18 protein-coding genes are annotated in these 17,948 nt (G+C 69.0%); 15 read left to right on the top strand and 3 right to left on the bottom strand.

Features of this window, described 5'->3' with window-relative positions; translation table 11 throughout:
• Positions 1–1,035 carry an ABC transporter substrate-binding protein gene (locus tag R1Z03_RS06420; protein WP_317357878.1) on the bottom strand — a complete coding sequence of 345 codons (1,035 nt, stop codon included), beginning with the start codon at positions 1,033–1,035 and terminating at the stop codon, positions 1–3.
• A 234-nt stretch (positions 1,036–1,269) separates the two neighbouring features.
• Here R1Z03_RS06420 and R1Z03_RS06425 point away from each other — a divergent pair, with 234 nt between their 5' ends.
• The 5 genes from R1Z03_RS06425 to R1Z03_RS06445 all read left to right on the top strand — a co-directional run bounded on the left by R1Z03_RS06425 (position 1,270) and on the right by R1Z03_RS06445 (position 6,348).
• Complete coding sequence (locus R1Z03_RS06425) at positions 1,270–2,085, top strand: class II aldolase/adducin family protein (protein ID WP_284428493.1); 816 nt, start codon at positions 1,270–1,272, stop codon at positions 2,083–2,085.
• Positions 2,082–3,227: an acyl-CoA dehydrogenase family protein gene (locus tag R1Z03_RS06430; protein ID WP_317357881.1), complete on the top strand. Its 1,146-nt coding sequence runs from the start codon at positions 2,082–2,084 to the stop codon at positions 3,225–3,227. The genes R1Z03_RS06425 and R1Z03_RS06430 overlap by 4 nt, the downstream gene beginning before the upstream one ends.
• Positions 3,228–3,309: 82 nt before the next feature.
• The gene (locus R1Z03_RS06435; RefSeq protein ID WP_372588239.1) at positions 3,310–4,269 is read left to right on the top strand and encodes an ABC transporter substrate-binding protein; all 960 of its coding nucleotides are present in this window, start codon (positions 3,310–3,312) and stop codon (positions 4,267–4,269) included.
• A 344-nt stretch (positions 4,270–4,613) separates the two neighbouring features.
• Positions 4,614–5,681 carry a methionine ABC transporter ATP-binding protein gene (locus tag R1Z03_RS06440; protein WP_317357884.1) on the top strand — a complete coding sequence of 356 codons (1,068 nt, stop codon included), beginning with the start codon at positions 4,614–4,616 and terminating at the stop codon, positions 5,679–5,681.
• Between the two features lies 1 nt (position 5,682).
• A complete protein-coding gene (locus R1Z03_RS06445; protein WP_272547794.1) occupies positions 5,683–6,348 on the top strand; it encodes a methionine ABC transporter permease in 666 nt (221 codons plus the stop codon).
• A gap of 55 nt (positions 6,349–6,403) precedes the next feature.
• Here the strand turns inward: R1Z03_RS06445 and R1Z03_RS06450 are convergent, their stop codons facing one another.
• The gene (locus tag R1Z03_RS06450; RefSeq protein WP_317357888.1) at positions 6,404–7,189 is read right to left on the bottom strand and encodes a GNAT family N-acetyltransferase; all 786 of its coding nucleotides are present in this window, start codon (positions 7,187–7,189) and stop codon (positions 6,404–6,406) included.
• A gap of 131 nt (positions 7,190–7,320) precedes the next feature.
• Between R1Z03_RS06450 and R1Z03_RS06455 the strand changes: the two genes are divergently transcribed.
• From R1Z03_RS06455 to R1Z03_RS06490, 8 genes are all read left to right on the top strand, one after another.
• Positions 7,321–8,118 (top strand): MetQ/NlpA family ABC transporter substrate-binding protein, encoded by a 798-nt coding sequence (locus R1Z03_RS06455; RefSeq protein WP_317357890.1) that lies wholly within the window; start codon positions 7,321–7,323, stop codon positions 8,116–8,118.
• 245 nt (positions 8,119–8,363) lie between these two features.
• Positions 8,364–8,843, top strand: coding sequence for a rhodanese-like domain-containing protein (locus tag R1Z03_RS06460; protein ID WP_317357893.1), 480 nt, complete (start codon positions 8,364–8,366; stop codon positions 8,841–8,843).
• 70 nt (positions 8,844–8,913) lie between these two features.
• Complete coding sequence (gene epsC / locus R1Z03_RS06465) at positions 8,914–9,813, top strand: serine O-acetyltransferase EpsC (protein WP_284428486.1); 900 nt, start codon at positions 8,914–8,916, stop codon at positions 9,811–9,813.
• Positions 9,814–9,882: 69 nt separating this feature from the next.
• Positions 9,883–10,152: a helix-turn-helix domain-containing protein gene (locus tag R1Z03_RS06470; protein WP_272569047.1), complete on the top strand. Its 270-nt coding sequence runs from the start codon at positions 9,883–9,885 to the stop codon at positions 10,150–10,152.
• Positions 10,153–10,212: 60 nt separating this feature from the next.
• The gene (locus tag R1Z03_RS06475; protein ID WP_317357898.1) at positions 10,213–11,145 is read left to right on the top strand and encodes a family 2A encapsulin nanocompartment shell protein; all 933 of its coding nucleotides are present in this window, start codon (positions 10,213–10,215) and stop codon (positions 11,143–11,145) included.
• Between the two features lie 16 nt (positions 11,146–11,161).
• Positions 11,162–13,210 carry a family 2A encapsulin nanocompartment cargo protein cysteine desulfurase gene (locus R1Z03_RS06480; RefSeq protein ID WP_317357901.1) on the top strand — a complete coding sequence of 683 codons (2,049 nt, stop codon included), beginning with the start codon at positions 11,162–11,164 and terminating at the stop codon, positions 13,208–13,210.
• Positions 13,211–13,471: 261 nt separating this feature from the next.
• Positions 13,472–14,026: an NADPH-dependent FMN reductase gene (locus tag R1Z03_RS06485; RefSeq protein WP_284412884.1), complete on the top strand. Its 555-nt coding sequence runs from the start codon at positions 13,472–13,474 to the stop codon at positions 14,024–14,026.
• Positions 14,027–14,149: 123 nt separating this feature from the next.
• Positions 14,150–15,106 carry a helix-turn-helix domain-containing GNAT family N-acetyltransferase gene (locus tag R1Z03_RS06490; protein ID WP_317357906.1) on the top strand — a complete coding sequence of 319 codons (957 nt, stop codon included), beginning with the start codon at positions 14,150–14,152 and terminating at the stop codon, positions 15,104–15,106.
• Between the two features lie 71 nt (positions 15,107–15,177).
• Here the strand turns inward: R1Z03_RS06490 and R1Z03_RS06495 are convergent, their stop codons facing one another.
• The gene (locus tag R1Z03_RS06495) at positions 15,178–15,822 is read right to left on the bottom strand and encodes an FMN-dependent NADH-azoreductase (RefSeq protein ID WP_317357909.1); all 645 of its coding nucleotides are present in this window, start codon (positions 15,820–15,822) and stop codon (positions 15,178–15,180) included.
• 136 nt (positions 15,823–15,958) lie between these two features.
• Here R1Z03_RS06495 and R1Z03_RS06500 point away from each other — a divergent pair, with 136 nt between their 5' ends.
• Both R1Z03_RS06500 and R1Z03_RS06505 read left to right on the top strand, forming a co-directional pair.
• Positions 15,959–16,915, top strand: a complete 957-nt coding sequence (locus tag R1Z03_RS06500; protein WP_317360270.1) for a LysR substrate-binding domain-containing protein — start codon at positions 15,959–15,961, stop codon at positions 16,913–16,915.
• A 181-nt stretch (positions 16,916–17,096) separates the two neighbouring features.
• The gene (locus R1Z03_RS06505; protein WP_317357912.1) at positions 17,097–17,774 is read left to right on the top strand and encodes an alpha/beta hydrolase; all 678 of its coding nucleotides are present in this window, start codon (positions 17,097–17,099) and stop codon (positions 17,772–17,774) included.
• Positions 17,775–17,948: the final 174 nt, after the last annotated feature.

Genomic DNA, 17,948 nt, shown 5'->3' on the forward strand with positions numbered 1-17,948 from the left:
TCAGGCGGCGGCGGGGTCCGCGCCCGCCAGCACCGGGCCGAAGCTGCGGTCCCACAGCGGCGCCACCTGGGCCTTGCCGTCGAGCACGCCCAGTTGCAGGAAAGCATCGGCCACGGACTGGTGGCCCTGCACCACGGTATCGGTCACGGGGCGCAGGTCGTAGTCGGTGCTGCGGTTGTTCCACAGCTCGATCAGATCGCCCACCGGCACCCGGGTTTCGGCCGCCTGGGCCCGCGCGTAGTCCAGGTAGTTGCCATTGGCCCACAGGTAGGCGCGGCGCAGCCGCTGCAGGTAGTCGGCCAATGCCGCATGGCGCAGCGGATCGGCCACCGCGCGCGGGTTGGCGTAGAGCGGAAAGTTGCCAGAGAGGTAGCCCACCCCGGTCTTGAGCACCCGCGCGCCGTAGCGCAGCCGGGCGATCTGCCCGTTGTAGCCGTAGATGGCCCAGGCATCCAGGTCGCCCCGGTCGAAGGCCGACAGGCCATCGGACGGCGTGAGGCTGACCGGCGTGATGTCCGCGAACGACAGGCCCGCCTCGGCCAGCTGGCGGCTCAGGAAGTAATGCGAGGTGGTGGCCCGCACATAGCCCACGCGCTTGCCCTTCAGATCGGCGATGCGCTGGATGGGTGCATCCTTTCGGGCGAGCGTGACCTGGTTGTTCAAATCCTCGCGCGTCACGGCCACGAAGCGCACCTGGGCCTTCTGCCGCGCCGCGAACAGCGCGGGAATCTCGCTGCCCGACCCCAGGTCCAGCGCATCGCCGTTGATGGCCTCGATGTGCAGCACGCCGTTGTTCAACTCGCGCCACTCGATGCGGTAGGGCGTGTTGGCCAGGCCTGCCGCGCTGATCAGTGGGCGCCACAGGCCCTTGTAGGTGCCGATGCGCAAGGTGACGCCGGACAGGTCGGTCCCCGCAGCCGGTGGCCGCGCCAGGGCCGGCAGGCCCAGCGCGGCGGCGGCTCCCGCGGCCAGCGAGCGTTGCAGCAGCGCGCGGCGCTGCGGGGACGGGGGATGGGTGGCGGTGTCGGGGCGCATGGCGGGTTCTCGCTTCGGGCGGTTGGATCGAAGGCCCGAGCGTGCGGCCGGCGGGCGCCATCGCCAACGACGGATCCGTAGCAAGCTCATGCGGAAAAGCCGCGCCGGCCGCTGGGTGCGCCTCATGCCGAAACCGCATGTGTTCACGCGCTTTTCTTCGTTGGTGGGGGCGCCGCGCGCTCCTAAGGTGGGCGCAGTCCCATCCCTCGTTCCCGACCGAAAGCCCACCCCACGATGTCTGCCGTTCTCTCGCTCCCGACCACCGCGCTGCAGCGCCGCCCCGATCCCCAGCGCAAGGACTGGTTCGACGCGCCGCCGCCGCGCCCCACGGTCGAGGCCGAGCGCCGCCACCGGCAGGAGCAGCTCGCGGTGGCATTTCGCCTGTTCGCGCGGCATGGCTTCGACCACGGGCTGGCGGGCCACATCACGGCGCGCGATCCCGAGTGGCACGACCACTTCTGGGTGAACCCGCTGGGCCTGCATTTCTCGCGCATCCGCGTGTCGGACCTGCTGCTGGTGAACGCGCGCGGCGAGATCGCCATCGGCGAGGGGCCGCTCAACCGCGCGGCATTCGCCATCCACGCGGCGCTGCACGAGGCGCGGCCCGACATCGTGGCCGCCGCGCACACGCACTCCACGTACGGCAAGGCATGGTCCACGCTGGGGCGCACGCTCGATCCGCTGTCGCAGGACGCCTGCATCTTCTACGAGGACCATGCGCTGTTCGACGACTTCACGGGCGTGGTGTGGGAAACGGACGAGGGCTTTCGCATCAGCGAGGCGCTGGGCGCGCGCAAGGCGGTCATCCTGAAGAACCATGGCATCCTCACGGCCGGGCCCAGCGTGGAGTCGGCCGCGTGGTGGTACATCGCGCTGGAAAACGCCTGCCACACCCAGTTGCTGGCCGAGGCCGCCGGCACGCCGCAGCCCATCCGGCACGAGGTGGCGCGCCACACCCATGGGCAGATCGGCGGGCCGGGCGGGGCGCATTTCACGTTCAAGAGCCTGTTCGAGACCGTGGTGCGCGAAGACCCCGGGGTGCTGCAGTGAACGCACCGCTCACCGCCGGCCAGCGGGCCCGCACGCTGGCCGCCGAGTTCGGCGCGCGCGCGGCGGCGCACGACCGCGAGGCCAGTTTTCCGCACCAGAACTTCGCCGACCTGCAGCAGGCCGGGCTGCTGGCGCTCGCCGCACCCCGGTCCCTGGGCGGGCAGGGCGCGAGTGCCGCGCAACTGGGCGAGGTGATCGGCGCGGTGGCGCAAGGCTGCCCCGCCACGGCCCTGGTGTTGACGATGCAATACATCCAGCACCGCGGCATGGGCCGGCCAGGCTCCGCGTGGCCGGTGGAGCGGGCCCGCCAGCTGGTGCAGGAGGCGGTGCAGGGCGTGTCGCTCATCAACGCGCTGCGGGTGGAGCCCGAGCTGGGCTCGCCCGCGCGCGGCGGGCTGCCGGCCACCGTGGCGCGGCGCACGGCAGAGGGCTGGCGGCTCAGCGGGCACAAGGTGTACAGCACCGGCGCGCCGGCGCTGCGCTGGTACGTGGTGTGGGCGCGCACGGACGATGCCGAGCCGCGCACGGGCTCCTTCCTCGTGCGGGCCGGCCAGCCCGGTGTGCGCATCGAGCCCACATGGGACCACCTGGGCCTGCGGGCCAGCGGCAGCCACGATGTGCTGTTCGATGAGGTGGCGGTGCCCGCCGACCACGTGCTGGAGCTGCGGCTTCCCAAGGACTGGGCGCGCGGCGAGCCCGCCATGCAGGCCGAGATGGCGGTGATGCTGGGCTCGCTCTACACCGGCGTGGCCCGCGCGGCGCGCCACTGGCTGGTGGGTTTTCTGCAGGAGCGAAAGCCGGCCAGCCTGGGCGCGCCGCTGGCCACGCTGGCGCGCGCGCAAGAGGCCGTGGGCCGCATCGAAGGCCTGCTGTTCACCAACGACCGGCTCATCGCCGGGCTGGCCGCCGCGCTCGACACCGGCGCTCCGCTGCCCTCCGAGGAGAGCGGGCTGGTCAAGGCCACCACCACCCACAACGCCATCGAAGCGGTGCAGTCGGCCCTGGCGCTGACCAGCAACCACGGCCTGGCGCGCAAAAACCCGCTGGAGCGCCACCTGCGCGACGTGCTGTGCGGGCGCGTGCACACCCCGCAGGACGACAGCGTGTACCTGGCGGCCGGGCGCCGCGCGCTGGGGCTGTGATCGCTGACGCGCGGGGCGCGGTGGCGCCGCCTCCTTCCTTTTCCTCTGCCTTTTTTCCTTCCTTTCAGAACACGGAGCTTCCATGGCCTTGCAACGGCGACATTTCCACCGCTTCATGACGGCCTCGGTGGCCGCGGCGTCCTTTCTCTCGCCCGTGCTGGGTCACGCGCAGCAGCGGATCGCACTGCGCGCGGGCGACCAGAAGGGCGGGCTGCACGCGCTGCTGGAGGCGGCGGGCGAGTTGAAGGGCCTGCCCTACGACATCCAGTGGAGCGAGTTCCCGGCCGCCGCCCCGCTGGCCGAGGCGCTGAACGCGAACGCGGTGGACTTCGGTCCCATCGGCGACGCGCCCCTGCTCTTCACCCTGGCGGCCGGCAGCCAGGTGCGGGCATTCGCCGCCAACCGCTCCGACCCGTACGGCACGGCGGTGCTGGTGCGGCCCGACTCACCCTTGAAGACGGCGGCCGACCTCAAGGGCAAGCGCATCGCCACCAACCGCGGCTCCATCGGCCACTTCGTCACGCTCAAGGCGCTAGAGTCCGCGGGCCTGAAGGGTGCGGACGCCGACGTGCGGTTCATCCCGCCGGCCGACTCCAAGCTGGCGCTCACCCAGGGCTCGGTCGATGCCTGGGCCACCTGGGAACCGTACACGGCACTGGCCGAGACGAGCGGGCACGCGCGGGTGCTGGTCAACGGGCGGGGGCTGTCGAGCGGGCTCAGCTTTCTCGCGGCCACGCAGGGGGCGCTGGACACCAAACGCGAGGCCCTGCGCGACTTCAAGGAGCGCGTGGAGCGCGCGCAGCTCTGGTCGTACCGCAACGCCCGGCCGTTCGCCGAATCGCTGTCGCGCATCATCGGCATCCCTGTGGAGGCGGCGCAGCTGCAGTTCGAGCGCCGCGCGACGAAATGGGTGAACATCGACGCCGCGGTGGTGGCCGACCAGCAGCGCACGGCCGACTTCTACCTGGGGGCCGGGCTGCTGCGCCAGCGGCTGGAGGTGCGGCAGACCTTCGATACGGGGTTCAACCGGGGCCGGGCGTGAGCCGGGGCCTTGGCTGGGGTTCTGGGTAGAAAATGCCTCCAGCGCAATATCCACTAGGGCATATTGCTATGAAATAGATAGCAATCGAATCCACCCGGTGCAGGTTGGGCGCGGGTCGAGGCCCGCTGCGACCCACCGCCCGGCCATCCCGAACGGCCCAAAACCCCAGCACGGGAAAAGATCGTTTTGCCACGACTTCGGCGCGGCTACATAACCGCAATGTCTTAGCACCCAATTTCAGGGTCGTTGGCGTTTGGGGTGCAAGCCCGTACATTCCCGCATCCGCATTTTTCCTTTTCAGCGCCGCCGCGGCCCGCGGGCCCCGGTGGCGCCATGGCATTTTCATGATCGATTTACGGGGTATCACCCAGATTTACCAGGGCTCGCAGGGGCCGGTGGAGGCGCTGCGCGGCATCGACCTGCACATCACGCCGGGCGAAGTGTTCGGCATCATCGGGCGCAGCGGCGCGGGCAAGAGCTCGCTGGTGCGCGTCATCAACCTGCTGAACCGGCCCACCCGGGGCGAGGTGATCGTGGCGGGTCGCGACCTGACCCGGCTCAATGATGCGCAGCTGCGCGAGGCGCGGCGCGAGATCGGCATGGTGTTCCAGCACTTCAACCTGCTGTCCTCACGCACGGTGTTCGAGAATGCGGCCCTGCCGCTGGAGCTGGCCGGCATGGACAATGCCGCCATTCGCGGCCGGGTCGATCCGCTGCTGGACCTGGTGGGCCTGTCGGCCCTGCGCGACCGCTATCCGGCGCAGATCAGCGGTGGGCAAAAGCAGCGCGTGGGCATCGCCCGGGCGCTGGCCAGCCGGCCCAAGGTGCTGCTGTCGGACGAGGCCACCTCGGCGCTCGACCCGGAAACCACCCGCTCCATCCTCGCGCTGCTGCGCCAGGTGAACCAGGAGCTGGGCCTGACGGTGGTGCTCATCACCCACCAGATGCAGGTCATCAAGCAGGTGGCCGACCGCGTGGCCGTGATCGATGCCGGCCGCATCGTGGAGCAGGGCCCGGTGCTGGAGGTGTTCACCCGGCCCCAGCAGCCCATCACCAAAAGCCTGATCGACGAGATCGTGCCGCAGGAACTGCCCGCCAGCGTGTTGGACCACGTGCGCCACCTGGCGTCGCAGCTGCGGGCCGCGGGCCAGGGCGGCGTGGGCCAGCTGCTGCGCCTGTCGTATGCCGGCGAGCGCGCCTACCAGCCCATCCTGTCGCGCCTGATCCGCGAGCACGGGCTGGACCTGTCGATCCTGCACGGGCAGATCGACGAGATCCAGGGCCAGACCTTCGGCTCGCTCGCGGTGTATGCCAGCGGCGATGCCGCGCGGCTGGCCACGGCGATCGCGCAATTGCGCGCCGAGGGGGTGGTGGTGCAGGAAGTGCAAGCGAGCGAAGAGAGCGGGGTCTGAGATGTTCGAGAATTTTTCGGAAATGATGCTGGAGCTGTTTGCCACCTCGCTGTGGGAGACGGTCATCATGGTGGGCATCTCGGGCGTGGTCGGCGCGCTGCTGGGCATCCCGCTGGGCGTGTTCCTGCGGCTGACTGACCGCGGTGGCGTGCTGGAGAACGGCCCGCTGAACAAGACGGTGGGCTGGATCGTGAACGCCGTTCGCTCCACGCCGTTCATCATCCTGCTGGTGGCGATCATCCCGTTCACGCGGCTCATCACCGGCTCGTCCATCGGCACGGCAGCGGCCGTGGTGCCGCTGACGCTGGCCGCGGCGCCGTTCGTGGCGCGGCTGGTGGAAGCCTCGCTGCGCGAGGTGGACAACGGCCTGATCGAAGCAGCCCAGGCCATGGGCGCCACCACCGGGCAGATCGTCTGGAAGGTGCTGCTGCCCGAGGCGCTGCCCGGCATCGTCGCGGGCCTGACCATCACCTTCGTCAGCCTGACGGGCTACTCGGCCATGGCCGGCGCGATCGGCGGCGGAGGCCTGGGCGACCTGGGCATCCGCTATGGTTACCAGCGTTTCCTGCCCGACGTGATGCTGGCGGTGGTGGTGGTGCTGATCTTCTTCGTGCAGGCCGTGCAGAGCCTGGGCGACTGGGCGGTGCGCCGGCTGAGCCACCGCTGAGCGGCCCGCAGGGAGGGCGCCCGGGCCGGATCGCGTGGTCCGGCGGCCGCCCGCATCAAGGGGTGGATCCAGGGTCTGCCGGCACCCGGTAGTGGTAGCGGTAGGTGTCGGTGAACCCCAGCGCGGCGTACAGCCGCCGGGCCGTGGCGTTCTCGCCGCGCACCTGCAGGTAGGCAGACCCCGCGCCGCCCGCCTGGCCCCACTGCATCAGCGCCTGCACCAGCGCGCGCCCGTGGCCCTGGCCTCGGTGCCCGGGCGCCACCACGATGTCGAACAAGCCGACGGCCCCGCGCTCGCGCACGCCCAGGCCGAAGCCCACGGCGTGGCCGTGCTGGCGCACGGTGGCGAAGGCGCAGGGCAGGGCGATCGACTGCACCATGGCATGGTGCGTGGCGTGGTGCGCCGCTGCTACGCCGTTGGCGGCGGCGAACCCGTCCAGCCATTCAGCTGTCGGCGCTTGCGCGATTTCCACCGAGGGCTGCGGCGGTGCGCTCTCCGGCAGAGGCGCCTGCATGACCCACGTGGGCTCGAAAAGCGCATAGCCCGCGTCCTGCAGCGCCTGCTCGGCGCTGGCGCTCACCAGCGGCGAGATCCGGAACACGGGCCGCAGGCCGTGGCTGGCGTAGAGCGTTTGTGCCGCCTCGCGCACGCCGTCGAACGGCATTCCGGGCTCCAGCGCATTGACCGAATTGGCCCGCTTGGTGAAACCGCCGGACAGGCGGAACACCCAGCCCTGGTGGAAAACGGTCTGGCGGGCGGGCCAGGCATTGAAAGCGCGCTCTTCCAGCGCGCGCACGGTGGGCAGGTCGAAATCCGGAGCAGAGGTGGCATGGGAGGGCATGCAGGATTTATAGCAGCGCCATCTGCCCGTGTTTTTATGTCCACCCGTAGTAAGGAAATGAAAACGTATTCTTATGGGTTTTATAAGGCAAACCCTAAGATGCAGACATCTCTTCTCAAAAGGTGTTTTCCGTGAACAAGCGTTTCCTGCTGCAATCGACCCTCGCCCTGGCCCTGGCCGCTGGCTTCCAAACCGGCGCGCTGGCCCAGGACAAGCCGCTGAAGATCGGCGTCACCGCCGGCCCGCACGCGCAGATTTTCGAGCAGGTCAAGAAGGTCGCTGAAAAGGACGGCCTCAAGCTCCAGATCGTCGAGTTCAGCGACTACGTGCAGCCCAATGCGGCGCTGGCGTCCGGCGACCTGGATGCCAACAGCTACCAGCACAAGCCCTACCTGGACGCGCAGGTCAAGGACCGCGGCTACAAGCTCGTGTCGGCGGGCTACACGGTCAATTTCCCGATCGGCCTGTATTCCAAGAAGGTCAAGAAGCTCGAAGACCTGAAGGAAGGCGCCAAGTTCGGCATTCCCAACGATCCGACCAACGGCGGCCGCGTGCTGCTGGTGCTGCAGGACAAGGGGCTCATCAAGCTCAAGGAAGGGGCCGGCCTGAAGGCCACGCCGCTGGATGTCGCCTCCAACCCCAAGAAGCTGAAGTTCGTCGAACTCGATGCGGCGCAACTGGCCCGCTCGCTGGACGATCTGGACGCCGCCGCGGTCAACACCAACTTCGCGCTGTCCGCCGGCCTGAACCCCGCCAAGGACGCCATCGCGCAGGAAAGCGCCAAGAGTCCCTACGTCAACCTGATCGCCGTGCGCGAGGCCGACAAGGACAAGCCCTGGGTCGCCAAGCTCGTGAAGGCCTACCAGTCGGAAGAAATCCGACAGTACATCCAGACGGAATTCAAGGGCGCGGTGCTGCCGGGCTTCTGATCGGCCCGCGCTCCACATCCAGCCGCCAGCGCCTTCCCGGGTGCTGGCGGCTTTTTTCATGGGTGTGAGGTGTCGAGGTGGGCCGTTAACAGGCTTAACGAGTTGCTTAGATGTTTTTCGATGGAGAAGCCGATTTTTTATTCGTTGGATTCGCGCCGGCGCGGTTCTACATTGGCTTGGACGGCCAGGCCCCGCCAAACGGGCGGCTGCAGCCACCCATTCACACAGGTCCAAAGGAACGATCCATGTCCACCGCTGTGCAAGACACCGAACTGCCCACCGCATTGCAAGCCGCCCACAACGACGCCCAGGCCTCGGGCCTGGCCCACGCCGGCGGCGTGCCACCCACGGTTGCGTGGGACCTGTTCACCTCGGGCCAGGCCCTGCTGGTGGATGTGCGATCAGGCGAGGAGCGCAAGTTCGTCGGCCATGTGCCGGGCAGCCTGCACGTGGCCTGGGCCACGGGCACGGCGCTCACCCGCAACCCCCGCTTCGTGCGCGAACTGGAGGCCGCCATCACCAAGGCCGCCACGCGCGATGCCCCCGTGCTGCTGCTGTGCCGCAGCGGCAAGCGCTCGGTGCTGGCGGCCGAGGCCGCGGCCAAGGCGGGCCTGCAGAATGTCTTCAATGTGACCGAGGGCTTCGAAGGCGAGATCGACGATCGCCAGCAGCGCGGCGCGTCGGATGGCTGGCGCTATCACCGCCTGCCCTGGGTGCAGGACTGATGGCGGCCTCGCGGCCCCACCAGCGGCCCGCTGCGGGCCGCCATTTTTTCATCCCAGGCAGGAGGCCTTGATGGCTGTCTTCGAGATCGATCACATCGTGCAGTCGCTGCACGCCGTCCGCCGCGAATGGCGCGATTCCCAAAAGCGCTCCCAGGAACCCGGCGGGCGCGAATTTCCGTCGCGCGATGCGCTGGCACAGGCGCTGGAGCAGCTGAAGGGCGCGCTCTTTCCCATGCGTCTGGGGCCGCACGACCTGCGCCAGGAAAGCGAGGACTGGTACGTGGGCCACACGCTCGACCTGGCGCTGCACACCTTGCTGGCGCAGATCCGGCTGGAGCTGCGCTACGTCGCGCGCCAGCAGGGCTCGGGCGACGGCACGGCCATCGAGCCGCAGGCGCTGGAGGCCGCGCAGGCGTTCGCCGCATCGCTGCCGGACATCCGCCGCCTGCTGGACAGCGACGTGCTCGCCGCCTACCAGGGCGACCCCGCCGCGCGCAGCGTGGACGAGGTGCTGCTGTGCTATCCGGGCGTGCTGGCCATGATCCACCACCGCATCGCGCACCGCCTCTACACGCTGGGCCTGCCGCTGCTGGCGCGCATCGTGGCCGAACTGGCGCATGGCCAGACCGGCATCGACATCCATCCGGGCGCGCAGATCGGCGCGGGTTTTTTCATCGACCACGGCACGGGCGTCGTGATCGGCGAGACGGCGGTGATTGGCGAGCGCGTGCGCCTGTACCAGGCCGTCACGCTGGGCGCCAAGCGCTTTCCCACGGATGCCGACGGAACTCTGCAGAAAGGTTTGCCGCGCCATCCGATCGTGGAGGACGACGTGGTCATCTATGCGGGCGCGACCGTGCTGGGCCGGGTCACTCTGGGGCGTGGGGCAGTCATCGGCGGCAACGTGTGGGTCACCCATGACGTGCCGCCGGGCGGCAACGTCACGCAGGCGGTGTCGCGAGAAGGGTAGGTGCGGCGCAGCCCCCGAAAACAGGGCGCGGCGCTGCCAAGGCATCAGCAAAAAGAAACAGGGAAACGCATGTCTGTACTGATCAAGAACTTCGGGGTCGCGGTGCGCCAGTCGCGCGAGGCGCAAGGCTGGTCGCAGGAACGGCTGGCCGAGCATTCGGACCTGAACCGCTCCTACGTCGGGGAGATCGAGCGGGGCGCCGCCATCGCCTCGCTGCTCACGGTGGAAAAGCTGGCCGGCGCCCTGGGCGTGCGGCCCTCGGCGCTGGTCACGCGGGGCGAGTCGATCGGCCATGCGAATCTCGTGCGGGGACTGCAATTGACGGCTATAGCCTGTTGAGCGATGCGCTGGAAGCTTTGACACTGCCCAGGCTTTCTTCAACAACGCACGGAGTTCTCCATGTCTGCAACTGTGGGCGGTACGACCGCCTTGGGTGACAACGCCGCACGGCAATTGGCCAACGCGACCAAGACGGTCCCCCAACTCGAAACCATCAGCCCCCGCTGGCTCACGCACCTGCTGCAATGGGTGCCGGTGGAGGCGGGCATCTACCGCGTGAACAAGGTCAAGAACCCGGAATCCATCCGCGTCACCTGCACGGCCAAGGAAGAAGAAAACCAACTGCCGCGCACCTTCGTCGATTACGAAGAAAACCCGCGCGAATTCTTCCTGAACGCCGTGAGCACGGTGCTGGACGTGCACACCCGCGTGTCGGACCTGTACAGCAGCCCGCACGACCAGATCAAGGAGCAGCTGCGCCTGACGATCGAGACGATCAAGGAAAACCAGGAAAGCGAACTCATCAACAACCCCGACTACGGCCTGCTGGCCCAGGTGACCGACGCGCAGCGCATCTTCCCGCTCACCGGCGCCCCCACGCCGGACGACCTGGACGAGCTGCTCACCAAGGTGTGGAAGGAGCCCGCCTTCTTCCTGACCCACCCGCTCGCCATTGCCGCCTTCGGCCGCGAGGCCACGCGCCGCGGCACGCCGCCGCCCACGGTGAGCCTGTTCGGCTCGCAGTTCATCACGTGGCGCGGCATTCCGCTCATTCCGTCCGACAAGGTGCCGGTGGCCGACGGCAAGAGCAAGATCCTGCTGCTGCGCGTGGGCGACAAGCGCCAGGGCGTGGTGGGCCTGTTCCAGCCGGGCCTTGCGGGCGAGCAGGGGCCGGGCCTGTCGGTGCGCTTCATGGGCATCAACAACCACGCCATCGCGTCCTACCTGATCTCGCAGTACTGCTCGCTGGCCGTGCTCACCAGCGATGCGCTGGCCGTGCTGGACGATGTCGAGGTGAACAAGTACCACGACTACCCGGACACCTACAAGTGAAGCGCAAGGAGCGGCCATGACCCTCGCTTCCTTCTCGCCGGGCGCCGACGCGTCCGGCGCCCCCATCGACCCGGCGCTGATCGCGCGCATGGCCAATGCCCTGTTCTCGGCGCTGCCGGGCGAGGCGGCATCGCCTGCGGGCGTGCACTCCGCGGGCGGCCTGCCTTCGGTGCCGCCTTCGTCCGTGCCCGGCCTGGGCGCCGTGCCGCCGGGCGTGCAGGCGCCGGCCAACATCGCGCCGCCCGGCTCGCCCCTGGCCAGCCCCGCCGGCTTCGGGCCCAGCGTGCCCGGCACGCCGATCCCGCAGGGCCAGGTGCCCGGCACCAACCTGCTGCCGGCTTCGCCCACGCAGGTGCTGTCGCTCGGCCACCGCGCCCCCGCGCTGCTGCCGCACGCCACGGCGGCCAACGGCCTGCCCGACACGGTGGTGAGCACGCTGCCGGCCTACGAGCCGCGCCTGGGCAGCGGGGTGCTGGGCGTGACCGAGGCCTCGGGCGCGAGCGCGTCGCAGGCCGCCGCCCATCCGGCAGCGCCTGCCTCTGCGGCCTCGCCGTACTACTTCGTCGGCGAGCGCCAGGCACAGCCGTCGCCCCGGGGCGCGCCGGTGCCCACGCCCCCGTCGGGCGACCGGCTGGATGCGCTGGCGCGCCTGCCGTTCGCGCAGCCGCAGGCAGCGCATGCGGGCCAGGCCCCGGCCGCACCGGCCGGCCTGGCGGCTGCGCCGTCGTCCGATCCGAAGTTCTACTTCGTCGACGCGGTGGTGCTGCCCAGCGGCTATGTCACGCCGGCCAAGCCCGCGCCGCACAGTACGGTGCCGCTGGCGGGCCAGGGGCAGCACCCGCCGTTCGACGTGCACGCCATCCGGCGCGACTTTCCCGTGCTGTCCGAGCGCGTGAACGGCCGCCAGCTGGTGTGGTTCGACAACGCGGCCACCACGCACAAGCCGAAGGCGGTGATCGACCGCATCAGCCACTTCTACGCGCACGAGAACTCGAACATCCACCGCGCGGCGCATGAACTCGCCGCCCGCGCCACGGACGCCTACGAAGGCGCCCGCCAGCGCGTGAAGACGTTCATCAACGCGCCCGACGTGAACGAGGTGATCTTCGTGCGCGGCACCACCGAGGCCATCAACCTGGTGGCCAAGAGCTGGGGCGGCCAGCACGTGGGCGAGGGCGACGAGATCATCGTCAGCCATTTGGAGCACCACGCCAACATCGTGCCCTGGCAGCAGCTCGCTGCCGCCAAGGGGGCGAGGCTGCGCGTGATTCCGGTGGACGACTCGGGCCAGGTGCTGCTCGATGAATACCAGAAGCTCCTGAACGACCGCACCAAGATCGTCGCCGTCACGCAGGTCTCCAACGCGCTGGGCACCGTGGTGCCGGTCAAGGAGATCGTGGCGCTGGCCCACCGTGCGGGCGCGAAGGCGCTGGTCGATGGCGCGCAGTCGGTCTCGCACATGCGGGTGGACGTGCAGGACATCGGCGCGGACTTCTTCGTGTTCTCGGGCCACAAGGTGTTCGGGCCGACCGGCATCGGCGTGGTCTGGGGCAAGCGCGAAGTGCTCGAAGACATGCCCCCGTGGCAGGGCGGCGGCAACATGATTGCCGACGTGACGTTCGAGAAGACCGTGTTCCAGCCGATCCCGAACAAGTTCGAGGCCGGCACGGGCAACATCGCCGACGCGGTGGGCCTGGGCGCGGCGATCGACTACGTGAACCGCGTGGGCATCGAGAACATCGCGCGCTACGAGCACGAGCTGCTGGTGTACGGCATGCAGCAGCTGCGCGCCATCCCGGGCGTGCGGCTGATCGGCACGGCCGATGACAAGGCCAGTGTGATGTCGTTCGTGCTGGCCGGCTACTCGACCGAGGAAGTGGGCAAGGCGCTGAACGACGAAGGCATCGCCGTGCGCACCGGACACCACTGCGCGCAGCCCATCCTGCGGCGATTCGGCGTGGAGACCACCGTGCGGCCGTCGCTCGCGTTCTACAACACGTTCGACGAGATCGACCGGCTGGTGCATGTGGTGCGCCGCCTCGCCGGCCAGCGCCGCGCCGGGTAGGACAAGCGCGCGTTTGCGCCAGACCCCGCACCCCCGGATGCTGCGCTGCAGCGCCGGGGGTGTTTTGCTTGAAAAGGGCGCCAGCGCAATCAATACTAGGGTATATAGCTACAAAAATAATAGCAAATGGCGCTTTGGCGTTCCTCGAAAGCGGGCCCTGAAGGCGCCGCGCGCAGCGCTGGAACGCCGCAGGCCGTGTCTATCATGGCCCGTTGCGGCCCCGCGCCGTCCCGTCTTTTGGCTGTTTCACAAGGAGTGCTCATGGACCAATACCAGATCGCCGTCATCGTCGGCAGTCTCCGCAAGGACTCGTTCAACCGCAAGCTGGCCACGGCGCTGGCCCGCCTTGCGCCGCCGGACTTCCACTTCACGCAGCTGCGCATCGACGACCTGCCGCTGTACAACCAGGACGACGACGCCCATCCGGCTCCCGCCGTGCTGCGCCTGAAGACAGAGATCGCCCAGTCGCAGGGCCTGCTGTTCGTCACGCCCGAATACAACCGGTCGATTCCCGGCGTGCTCAAGAACGCGCTGGACCACGCCTCCCGCCCCTATGGGCAGAGCGCCTGGGGCGGCAAGCCGGCCGGCGTGATCGGGGTATCGATCGGCGCCATCGGCACGGCCATGGCCCAGCAGCATCTGCGCAACGTGCTGGCTTACCTCGACGTGCCCACGCTGGGCCAGCCCGAAGCCTTCGTTCAGGCCAAGGATGGCCTGTTCGATGACGACGGCAACATCGGCGAGGCCAGCCGCCAGTTCCTGCAGGGCTGGGTGGAGAAGTACGTGGCCTGGGTCAAGCAGCACGCCAAGCTCTGACCAGCCGCTGGTTTTCAGCGCCTCCAGTCCGGCCGCCCCGCCATGGGCGGCCGGACTTTTTTATTTGCCTTTCGTGTTTTTGATTGCTAAAGTCAACCAATTGTTTGATGAAGGCAAATGAAAATGGTGTCAGATCCCCAGGTCGCTCCCGCGCCTGCGCCCGTCCCCGCGGCCGCGGTCAAGGCGCTTCGGCAGTTCAACCGGTTCTTCACGCGCCGCATCGGCGTGCTCGACGCCTATCTGGGCAGCGACCTGTCCCTGACCGACGTGCGCGTGCTCTACGAGCTGGCCCACCGCACCGAGCCCGTCGCCACCGACATCGCCAGGGACCTGGGCCTGGACGCCGGCTATCTGAGCCGCATCCTGCGCCGGTTCGAGAAGTCCGGCTGGCTGGAGCGCCGCCCGGGCGCAAAGGATGCGCGCCAGAGCCTGCTGCGCCTGACCGACGCCGGACACGCCGCGTTCGCCCCGCTGCAGCAGCGCTCGCGCGACGAGGCGGCGGCGATCCTGGCGCGCTTGTCGCCCACGCAGCAGGCCGACGCGCTGGCCGCCATGCAGCGCCTGGAGACGCTGCTGTCTCCCGAGCCGCCCAGCCGCCCCCGCCTCGTGGTGCTGCGCGACCCGGTGCCCGGTGACATGGGCTGGGTGGTGCAGATGCATGGCGAAATCTACTGGCGCGAATACGGCTGGAACCAGCCGTTCGAGGCCATGGTGGCCGAGATCGCCGCGCGGTTCGTGCGCGAATTCCAGCCCGGGTTCGACCGGTGCTGGATCGCCGAGGTCGACGGCGAACGCATGGGGGCGGCCTTCGTGGTGCGCGAGTCCGACACCACCGCCCGGCTGCGCATGCTGATCCTGGCGCCCCAGGCGCGGGGCATGGGACTGGGCGGCCGGCTGGTGGACGAGTGCATCGCCTTCGCGCGGGGCCAGGGCTACGCGGAGATGACGCTGTGGACCAACAGCTGCCTGGCCGCGGCCCGCCACCTGTATGCGCAGCGCGGCTTCACGCTCGTGGCCTCGGAACCCTACACCGCCTACGGCCAGTCACTGGTGGGCGAGACTTGGACGCGTGCGCTGTAGGCGCCTTGCGGCGCACGCAAAAAAGCCGGCGCAAGGCCGGCTTTCTGGTGACTGCGCAGTTGTCCGGTGGATCAGGCGGCTTCGGCCACGGCTTCCTGGCGGGATTGCGCCACGTGTGCCCGGATGTCTGAATCCGCGCTGTCCAGGGCCTTGGACTTGGCGTCCGGTCCCATGGCCACGCCTTCGGCGCGCACGAAGCGCACGTCGGTGATGCCGAAGAAGGCGAACACGGTCTGCAGGTAGCTCTCCTGGTGTTCCATGGCGCGGCCGGCATCGCTCGTCGAATACACACCGCCGCGGCTGGAGGCGACGATCACCGTCTTGCCCTTGGCCAGGCCCTGCGGGCCAGCGGCGGTATAGGTGAACGTGCGGCCCGGCTGGGCGATGCGGTCGATCCAGGCCTTGAGCTGCGTGGGAACGCCGAAGTTGTAGAGCGGCGCGCCGACCACGATCACATCGGCCGCCAGGAACTGGCTCACCAGCTGTTCGGACACGGCGTTTTCACGGCGCTGTGTTTCACTCAGGCCTTCGGTCTGGCCGGTGCGCGGCGCCATGGCCTCCATCGTGAAATGGGCCGGCGCCTGGGCGACCAGGTCCAGGTGCTGCACTTGCGTGCCGGGATGGGCCTCGACCCACGCCGCCACGGTGCGGGCGGTGAGTTGGCGCGAAACGGACTGTTCGCCGGTGATGGCGGAATCGATGTGCAGCAGTTGCATGGAAGGTTCTCCTCGGGATGGGGGCCGCACCCGGTGTGCAGCGTTGCATAGATTGTGCAGATGAGCGCATTGATTGATAAGCTGGCCACTTTGCGATAGATTGTTCTATGGGTGGAACAATCTGCGAGGGATGACGGTGCAAGATCTCAACGACATGCTGTATTTCGCCGAGGTGGTCGAGCGCGGCGGGTTCGCCGCTGCGGGCCGGGCGCTCGGTATCCCCAAGTCGCGCCTGTCGCGCCGCGTCTCCGATCTGGAGGCACACCTGGGCGTGCGGCTGCTGCAGCGCACCACGCGCAAGCTGTCGCTCACCGAGGTGGGCGAGGCCTATCTGCGCCACTGCCAGGCCATGCGCGAATCGGCGCAGGCGGCGGCCGACACGGTGGCCCACGTCCAGGCCGAGCCGCGCGGCACGATCCGCGTGGTGTGCCCCGTCACGATCGCGCAGACCCTGCTCGGCGACATGATGCCGGTGTTCATGGCGCGGTACCCGCTCGTGCGGGTGGAGATCCAGGTGAGCAACCGCGTGGTCAACCTGGTGGAGGAGGGCGTCGACGTGGCGCTGCGCGTGCGGGCCAAGCTGGACGACAGCGGCAGCATGGTCATCAAGCGGCTGGGCGAGGGCGACCTGCTGCTGGTCGCGAGCCCCGCGCAGCTGGCGCGCCAGGGCACGCCGCACACGCTGGAGGAACTGTCACGCATGGACAGCATCGCCATGTCCGCCGCCGACGGCCGTGCGTCGCTGCGGCTGGTGGGCCCCGGAGGGCAGGAAGCCGTGTGGCAGCACAGCCCGCGCTATGTGGCCGACGACCTGCTCACGCTCAAGTTGGCCGCGCAGGGCGGCGTGGGCATCTGCTGGCTGCCCGACTACATGTGCCAGGACGAGTTGCGCAATGGCCGGCTGGTGCATCTGCTGCCTGACTGGGCCCCGGAGCGCGGTGTGATGCACGCGGTGTTTCCCTCCCGCCGCGGCCTGACGCCCGCGGTCCGGCGGTTTCTGGACTTTCTGGGCGAGACGCTGCAAGGCGCGACGACGGCGGCGCCGGCATCCGATACCGAGGGCCTTGGCAGCGCGGCATCGATCGCTTCTTAAGATCAATTCGCGATTAATTCAAAAGAATATATTCGTTTGGGTTTTAAGGGCGGAATCGCAGAATGGTCCGCATCCACCGTTGAGGAGCCTGTTCCATGGCCACTGCACTGTCGTTCCGCACCTCCTGTGGGGTTCGAATCCTTCCCTTGTTCCATGCCCTGGCCACCGTGCCCCGCCGGCCATGAGCAGCAGCGCATCCACGTCTTCGTCCGCATCCGGGCGGCCGGTCGGCCGGCTCGACGGCGCAGCGCCGCAGGCGGCCCCGTCCGCACGCACCGCTGCGGGCAGCCCGGTCTCGGTGGTCATCGTCCCGGGCTGGCGCGATTCCGGACCCGGCCACTGGCAGAGCCTGTGGGCGGAGCGGCTGCCCGGCGCACGGCGCGTGGTGCAGGACGACTGGGTCACGCCCGCGCGGGTGCCCTGGGTGGCGGCGCTGGAGCGCACCGTGCTGGAGGCGCCGCACCCGGTCGTGCTGGTGGCGCACAGCCTGGGCTGCATCACCGCGACGCACATGGGCGAGCCGGCCGCAGCCCGGGTGCAGGGCGCCTTGCTGGTCGCCCCGGCCGATCCGGAGCGCCGGGCGGTGCTGAGCGACTTCGCCCCCGTGCCTTACGCGCCGCTGCCGTACCGCAGCATCCTGGTGGCGAGCAGCAACGATCCCTACTGCCCCATCCGCCTGGCCGGCGCTTACGCGAGGGCCTGGGGCAGCGAGTTCGTTCGCCTGCCGCAGGCGGGGCATGTGAACGTGGACTCGGGCCATGGCGAATGGCCCCTGGGCTGGGCACTGCTGCATTCGCTGGTGGATGGCGCGGAGTGGGGCCTCGGCCAGGGTGCCACGGAGACCCGCTCCGCCGCCTGACAAGGTTGCTATTGTTTTTGTAGCTAAACGCCGTAGTACCCATTGCGCTGGAGGCATTTTTGGCTGAAATCCACCATGCGCCCCTTGGTTTTGCCGGGGTTCTATATTCTGGAAATCGATTAATTAACAAGAATATATTCTTTTGAGTTTTAAGCGCCGCCGCCCACAATCGGT

The sequence above is a fragment of the Acidovorax sp. BLS4 genome, from assembly GCF_032929295.1.
GTDB lineage: Bacteria > Pseudomonadota > Gammaproteobacteria > Burkholderiales > Burkholderiaceae_C > Paracidovorax.